The organism is Brucella grignonensis (assembly GCF_002252505.1).
Taxonomy (GTDB): Bacteria; Pseudomonadota; Alphaproteobacteria; order Rhizobiales; family Rhizobiaceae; genus Brucella; species Brucella grignonensis.
The window spans coordinates 44,549-50,638 of record NZ_NNRL01000160.1 but is presented as its reverse complement, the minus strand read 5'-3'; the positions used below and the strand labels follow the sequence as shown (position 1 = coordinate 50,638).

Below are 6,090 nucleotides of genomic sequence, written 5' to 3'. Positions count from 1 at the left end.
GGACAAACACATGGCTATTCTTCTTATTGCCGAACATGACAATGCAAGCCTTTCCGATCAGACTGCAAAGGCACTGACAGCCGCCGCTCAGATCGGTGGTGATGTCGATATTCTGGTTGCAGGCAAGGGTGCGAAAGCGGCGGCTGACACTGCTGCGAAGCTCAAGGGCGTGCGCAAGGTTCTGCTGGCTGAAAGCGATGCGCTGGAAAATCGTCTGGCTGAACCACTGGCGGCAGCAATTGTTGAACTCGCAGGAAACTACGACACGATCATTGCACCAGCCACCACTTCGGCCAAGAATGTGCTGCCGCGCGTGGCAGCCCTTCTCGACGTGATGCAGTTGTCGGAAATCATGGAAGTGGTGTCCGCTGATACGTTCAAGCGTCCGATCTATGCGGGCAATGCGATCCAGACTGTGCAATCGACCGATGCCAAGAAGGTCATCACGGTTCGTACGGCTTCGTTCCAGGCTACCGGTGAAGGCGGCTCGGCTTCGGTTGAAAGCGTCAATGCGGCTGCTGATCCTGCATTGTCGAGCTTCGTTGAAAACACGCTTTCGGGTGGTGATCGTCCGGAACTGACCTCGGCCAAGATTATCATCTCGGGCGGTCGTGCACTTGGCTCGTCGGAAAAGTTCCAGGAAGTGATCCTGCCTGTTGCCGACAAGCTTGGTGCTGCGGTTGGTGCCAGCCGTGCGGCGGTTGATGCGGGCTATGCACCCAATGACTGGCAGGTTGGCCAGACGGGCAAGGTGGTTGCACCTGAACTTTACATCGCAGTCGGCATCTCGGGCGCGATCCAGCATCTGGCCGGTATGAAAGACAGCCGCGTGATTGTTGCGATCAACAAGGATGAGGAAGCACCGATCTTCCAGGTCGCCGATTACGGCCTCGTCGGCGATCTCTTCACCGTGCTGCCAGAGCTCGAAAAAGCGCTCTGATTATAAGAAAGGCGGCAGGGAAATCTGCCGCCTAGTGGATTGAATTTGACGTTTGAATCCCGACTGACACACATGCTGTTTCAAACGTCAAATTCGAAAAATCCACTAGATTCATAAACTTGCTAGTGGTCTTCTTGATTCCGACATTTGTCTGACGCCTGTATCCGAGGGATGCAAATGTCGGAATCAGACCACTAGCTCATTTGCTGCCCGTCCTTTGCGCCGAGTTTCTGCCGGTGTTCGGGCGGGTTCTTTATAAGCATTGCTGAAAACTCGACCTGAAGTTTAGGATTGCATTTTAACAGGCAAGCTGTCTTGTTAACCGGGCTTTCAAGCAATGTCAGATACAAGGCTTGGTAAGGGGCTTGGTAAGGGGCTGAATGCGGGCCAGATACAGGTTCTCTGTATTTGAAGAATGAATGATATACTCAAGCAGATCTCCGCTATTGGGCGGGAGCGTGAAGGAGTTGAGACTGTGGCGATCAAGACGGTAGGCATTGTTGGCGCGGGGCAGATGGGAAGCGGAATTGCCCATGTGTGTGCGCTGGCAGGATACGACGTGCTTTTGCATGATGCGGCTGCGGACCGGCTGGAAAAGGGTATTGCCACAATCAATGGCAACATGGCGCGACAAGTGTCGTCCGGTAAGCTGGAAGAGAAACAGCGTGCCGATGCCATGAAGCTAATCCGTGCAGCGAATTCCATGGAAGATCTGGCAGGCGTCGACCTGGCAATTGAGGCGGCGACAGAAGACGAGACAGTCAAGCGCAAGATTTTCGCGCAGCTTTGCCCGATCCTGAACCCGGAAGCGATTGTTGCAACCAATACGTCGTCGATTTCCATCACGCGTCTCGCATCAACCACGGATCGTCCGGAGCGTTTCATCGGTATTCACTTCATGAATCCGGTGCCGCTGATGAAGCTGGTTGAGCTGGTGCGCGGTATCGCGACCGAAGAAGATACATTCCGCAAATCGAAGGATTTCGTAACGGCACTCGGTAAGACCGTAACGGTCGCTGAAGATTTCCCGGCCTTTATCGTCAATCGTATCCTGCTGCCAATGATCAATGAGGCTATCTACACGCTTTATGAAGGTGTGGGCAGCGTGGAAGCCATCGATACGGCGATGAAGCTTGGTGCCAACCACCCTATGGGGCCGTTGCAGCTTGCGGATTTCATCGGCCTTGATACCTGCCTTTCGATCATGCAGGTGCTGCATGACGGACTGGCCGATTCCAAATATCGCCCATGCCCGCTTCTGGTCAAATATGTTGAGGCAGGATGGCTTGGCCGCAAGACGGGCCGCGGCTTCTATGATTATCGTGGCGAACATCCGGTTCCGACGCGCTAACCAGACCTGTTGTCCTTGTAAAAGCCGGTGTATTCGCACCGGCTTTTTTAATTGTGTCTAATTTCTCACGTCTGTGGAAAACCTGAATATCGTTACCATTAACTTACTGTTAACTCTGCAGATTTAGGAGTTATTCATCTTTAATCGTTAAAGTTTTCATTAAGATGTTCGGAAGCTAAAAAGCATTCAACTCGACCTCAATGGTCGCTTGGCGAACATCACTTTCGAGCAGCAAGTTCTTGATGAGGTGAAGGCGATGAACATTATCGTTCAGCTACGTGATAGCGTTAATGTCATCCGTGAGTTCGTCGCGCCAAGCTACAGGCCCGAGCGCCATTACATGCGCGGCCCGGGTCCGGCTTGCGCGGCACGCACGGCAAACTAAATAGTGAACTTCGGTTCTCATTTTCAGACGCAAAGCCTGTCAGGCTTTTGCCGGAGATGAGCTGAGTTTCAGGCAACAGAAAAGCCAGAGCGGGTGACCGCTCTGGCTTTTTGTTTGCCGGGTTCAGGCTGCGATCTTATTCCAGACCTTCAAACAGTGCGGTTGAAAGATAGCGCTCGGCAAAGGATGGAATGATGATGACAATATTCTTGCCTTTGTTCTCTGGGCGCTTGCCGATTTCGATGGCAGCGGTGAGCGCCGCACCCGATGAAATGCCGACAGGAATACCTTCGAGACGCGCAATCAGGCGCGCATTGGCAAAGGAATCCTCGTTGGAGACCGTTACCACTTCATCATAGATTTCTGTGTCGAGCGTCTTTGGTGCAAAGCCTGCACCGATGCCCTGAATCTTGTGCGGACCGGGTGTGCCGCCCGAAAGAACCGGGGAATCCTTAGGCTCAACAGCGATCACCTTGAACGATGGCTTGCGTGACTTGATGACCTGACCGACGCCGGTAATGGTGCCGCCGGTGCCAATGCCGGAAATCAGGATGTCGGCTTCGCCCTTGGTGTCATTCCAGATTTCCTCAGCCGTGGTGCGGCGATGAATTTCAGGATTGGCCGGGTTTTCGAACTGCTGTGGAATGATCGCATTCGGATTGCCTTCTGCGATTTCCTCTGCCTTGGCGATAGCGCCCTTCATGCCTTTCGGGCCTTCGGTCAGTACGAGTTCCGCACCAAGTAGCTTGAGCAGCTTGCGGCGTTCAACCGACATGGTTTCAGGCATGGTCAGCACAAGGCGGTAGCCCTTGGCGGCGGCCGCGAATGCCAGCGCAATACCGGTGTTGCCGGAGGTTGGTTCCACAAACACCGTCTTGCCAGGAACAGCTTTGCCCTGAGCTTCAAGCGCTTCAATCAGTGCAAGACCGATACGATCCTTGACGCTTGCCAATGGATTGAAGAATTCCAGCTTTACCAGCAGGTTGGCTTCAACGCCGTTTTCCTTGGCAAATTTGTCGATGCGGACCAGAGGTGTGTTGCCGATGGTGTCGAGAATGGAATCATAGATGCGACCGCGGCCTGCAGTTTCGCCGTCTTTGGCGCCAAGGGGCTTGCTCATGGAAAAATCTCCTTCTGTTTGACGCGAAGTTTATGAGGAAATGGCGCAAAAGCATAGCTGGGACCGTGCTTCGAAGTGCGTATAATTGGAATTATATTCTTTAAAGGAGTTACGCTTAGAAGATAATTCCAATTTATCGGGTATCAGCAGGGTGCACGATCATTTGTACGAAAATTGGTCATTCACAGCACGAAAACCTTGTCCCTTATCTTTCGATAAGTTTCTCATGTCTATAAGCTTTTGCTGTCCTGGCGCGGTCCCAATTAAGGTTGAATCGTTGGAACCGCTTCGCACTTTTAGCTCAAATGCTTCATTGATCCGTATCAATGCTCTTTCTTTCAGAACAGGCATGATCGGATGACGATCACAACCTGGAGGCATGAAACGTGTATAAGTCTATTTTGATCGCAACCGATGGATCTGAACTCGCCGATAAGGGGGTGGATCAGGGGCTTGCTCTTGCAAAGCAACTCGGATCAAAGGTTGTGTTTGTTTCGGTGACTGAACTTCTGCCATCCTATGGTATTGTGGTTGCTGCGGAATGGGCATCGAGTCCTGCGGCTTTTCAGGAATATCGCGAGGCTATTACCAAAGCTGCCGACGAGCTTCTCGCAAAAGCAAAGGCAAAAGCCGAGAGCGTAGATGTTTCTGCTGAAGTTCTTCACATTGAGAACCAGTCACCAGCACAGGGGATTATCGAGGCGGCCAAGCACAAGCATTGCGATCTGATCGTCATCGCATCGCATGGCCGTCGCGGCGTCAACAAGCTGCTGCTGGGCAGTCAGGCCGCGGAAGTGCTGTCGCTGAGCGCCGTTCCGGTTCTGGTGGTCAAGTAAGCTGCGCAATCCGCGCGACGATGAACACGGATTATTGTTTGTGGCCGCTCGCTTGAGCGGTCAACAACGCAAGAAGATTCCCGATCGTCTCTGATAAGCTGTTCCCGCTCACTTTGCTGAGCGGGAGGATTTTTTACAGGAGACAAACATGACCGCGCCTCGTCCAAACAAGACCAGCATCGGTAATCATGTACTTCATCCAGAAACCCAGATGCTGAACTACGGCTATGACCCCGAGCTTTCCGAGGGGGCCGTCAAGCCGCCAGTGTTTCTGACCTCGACCTTCGTTTTCAAGACTGCCGAAGACGGGCGCGATTTCTTCGATTTCGTTTCCGGCCGTAAAGAACCACCCGCAGGCGTGGGGGCGGGCCTTGTCTATTCGCGCTTCAACCATCCCAACAGCGAGATCGTGGAGGATCGTCTTGCTGTCTATGAAGGGACCGAGAGTTGCGCGTTGTTTTCGTCAGGCATGTCGGCAATTGCGACAACCTTGTTTGCTTTTGCGCGTCCCGGAGACGTAATCCTGCATTCGCAGCCGCTTTACGGTGGCACAGAAACATTGCTCGCGAAGACTTTCCATAATTTCAACGTTGCGGCTGTGGCCTTTGCCGATGGCGTGCATGAGCCCTCGATTGAAGAGGCTGCCGATGAAGCCACAAGCAAGGGGCGTGTTTCGGTTATCCTGATTGAAACACCCGCCAATCCGACCAACAGTCTGGTGGATATTGCAGCCATCCGGCGCGTTGCCGAGAAGATAGCAGTGAAACAGGAAGGGCTCCGCCCGATCATCGTTTGCGATAACACATTGCTCGGTCCTGTTTTTCAGAAGCCGCTCGAACACGGCGCAGATATTTCGCTCTACTCGCTGACCAAATATGTTGGTGGCCATTCTGATCTGATCGCCGGTGCTGTTCTTGGTGCAAAGGCCGTCGTCAAGCAGATAAAGGCACTGCGTGGGGCGATTGGAACACAGCTCGATCCGCATTCCTGCTGGATGCTGGGGCGCTCGCTTGAAACGCTGGGTATTCGTATGGACCGTGCCGACAAGAATGCGCTTGCGATTGCCGAGTTCCTGCGTGAGCATCCAAAGGTCGAGAAGCTGCATTATTTACCGTTTGCAGATCAAACTTCTGCTGTTGGCCAATTGTTCAAACGCCAGTGCACAGGCGCGGGCTCGACCTTCTCATTTGATATCAAAGGCGGTCAGGCAGCAGCATTCCGCTTCCTGAATGCTCTGCAGATCTTGAAGCTTGCGGTCAGTCTTGGCGGGACAGAATCGCTTGCAAGCCATCCGGCTGCAATGACGCATTCGGGTGTTCCGATTGAGGTGCGTGAGCGGATAGGGGTGCTCGAATCAACAATCCGTCTATCGATTGGCATTGAACATCCGGATGATCTGATTGCTGATCTCGCACAGGCGCTGGAAGTGGCGTGATATTATGATTTGTGGTGGGATAA

6 protein-coding genes are annotated in these 6,090 nt (G+C 53.0%); 5 read left to right on the top strand and 1 reads right to left on the bottom strand.

Annotation, left to right across the window (positions count from 1 at the left end; genetic code table 11):
- The first annotated feature begins 10 nt into the window (after positions 1–10).
- The 3 genes from CEV33_RS12345 (at position 11) to CEV33_RS24605 (ending at position 2,676) form a co-directional block, all read left to right on the top strand.
- A complete protein-coding gene (locus CEV33_RS12345; protein ID WP_094540755.1) occupies positions 11–940 on the top strand; it encodes an electron transfer flavoprotein subunit alpha/FixB family protein in 930 nt (309 codons plus the stop codon).
- Between the two features lie 475 nt (positions 941–1,415).
- Positions 1,416–2,291, top strand: coding sequence for a 3-hydroxybutyryl-CoA dehydrogenase (locus CEV33_RS12340; protein ID WP_094540760.1), 876 nt, complete (start codon positions 1,416–1,418; stop codon positions 2,289–2,291).
- Positions 2,292–2,547: 256 nt separating this feature from the next.
- Positions 2,548–2,676: a hypothetical protein gene (locus CEV33_RS24605; RefSeq protein ID WP_268875812.1), complete on the top strand. Its 129-nt coding sequence runs from the start codon at positions 2,548–2,550 to the stop codon at positions 2,674–2,676.
- Positions 2,677–2,812: 136 nt separating this feature from the next.
- On the opposite strand, the gene cysK is transcribed toward CEV33_RS24605, so the two are convergent.
- The gene (cysK, locus tag CEV33_RS12335) at positions 2,813–3,796 is read right to left on the bottom strand and encodes a cysteine synthase A (protein WP_094540754.1); all 984 of its coding nucleotides are present in this window, start codon (positions 3,794–3,796) and stop codon (positions 2,813–2,815) included.
- Positions 3,797–4,182: 386 nt separating this feature from the next.
- On the opposite strand from cysK, the gene CEV33_RS12330 reads away from it, so the two are divergent.
- Both CEV33_RS12330 and CEV33_RS12325 read left to right on the top strand, forming a co-directional pair.
- Positions 4,183–4,632 carry a universal stress protein gene (locus tag CEV33_RS12330; RefSeq protein WP_094540753.1) on the top strand — a complete coding sequence of 150 codons (450 nt, stop codon included), beginning with the start codon at positions 4,183–4,185 and terminating at the stop codon, positions 4,630–4,632.
- Between the two features lie 148 nt (positions 4,633–4,780).
- The gene (locus tag CEV33_RS12325; RefSeq protein ID WP_094540752.1) at positions 4,781–6,067 is read left to right on the top strand and encodes a cystathionine gamma-synthase family protein; all 1,287 of its coding nucleotides are present in this window, start codon (positions 4,781–4,783) and stop codon (positions 6,065–6,067) included.
- Positions 6,068–6,090 lie beyond the last annotated feature (23 nt).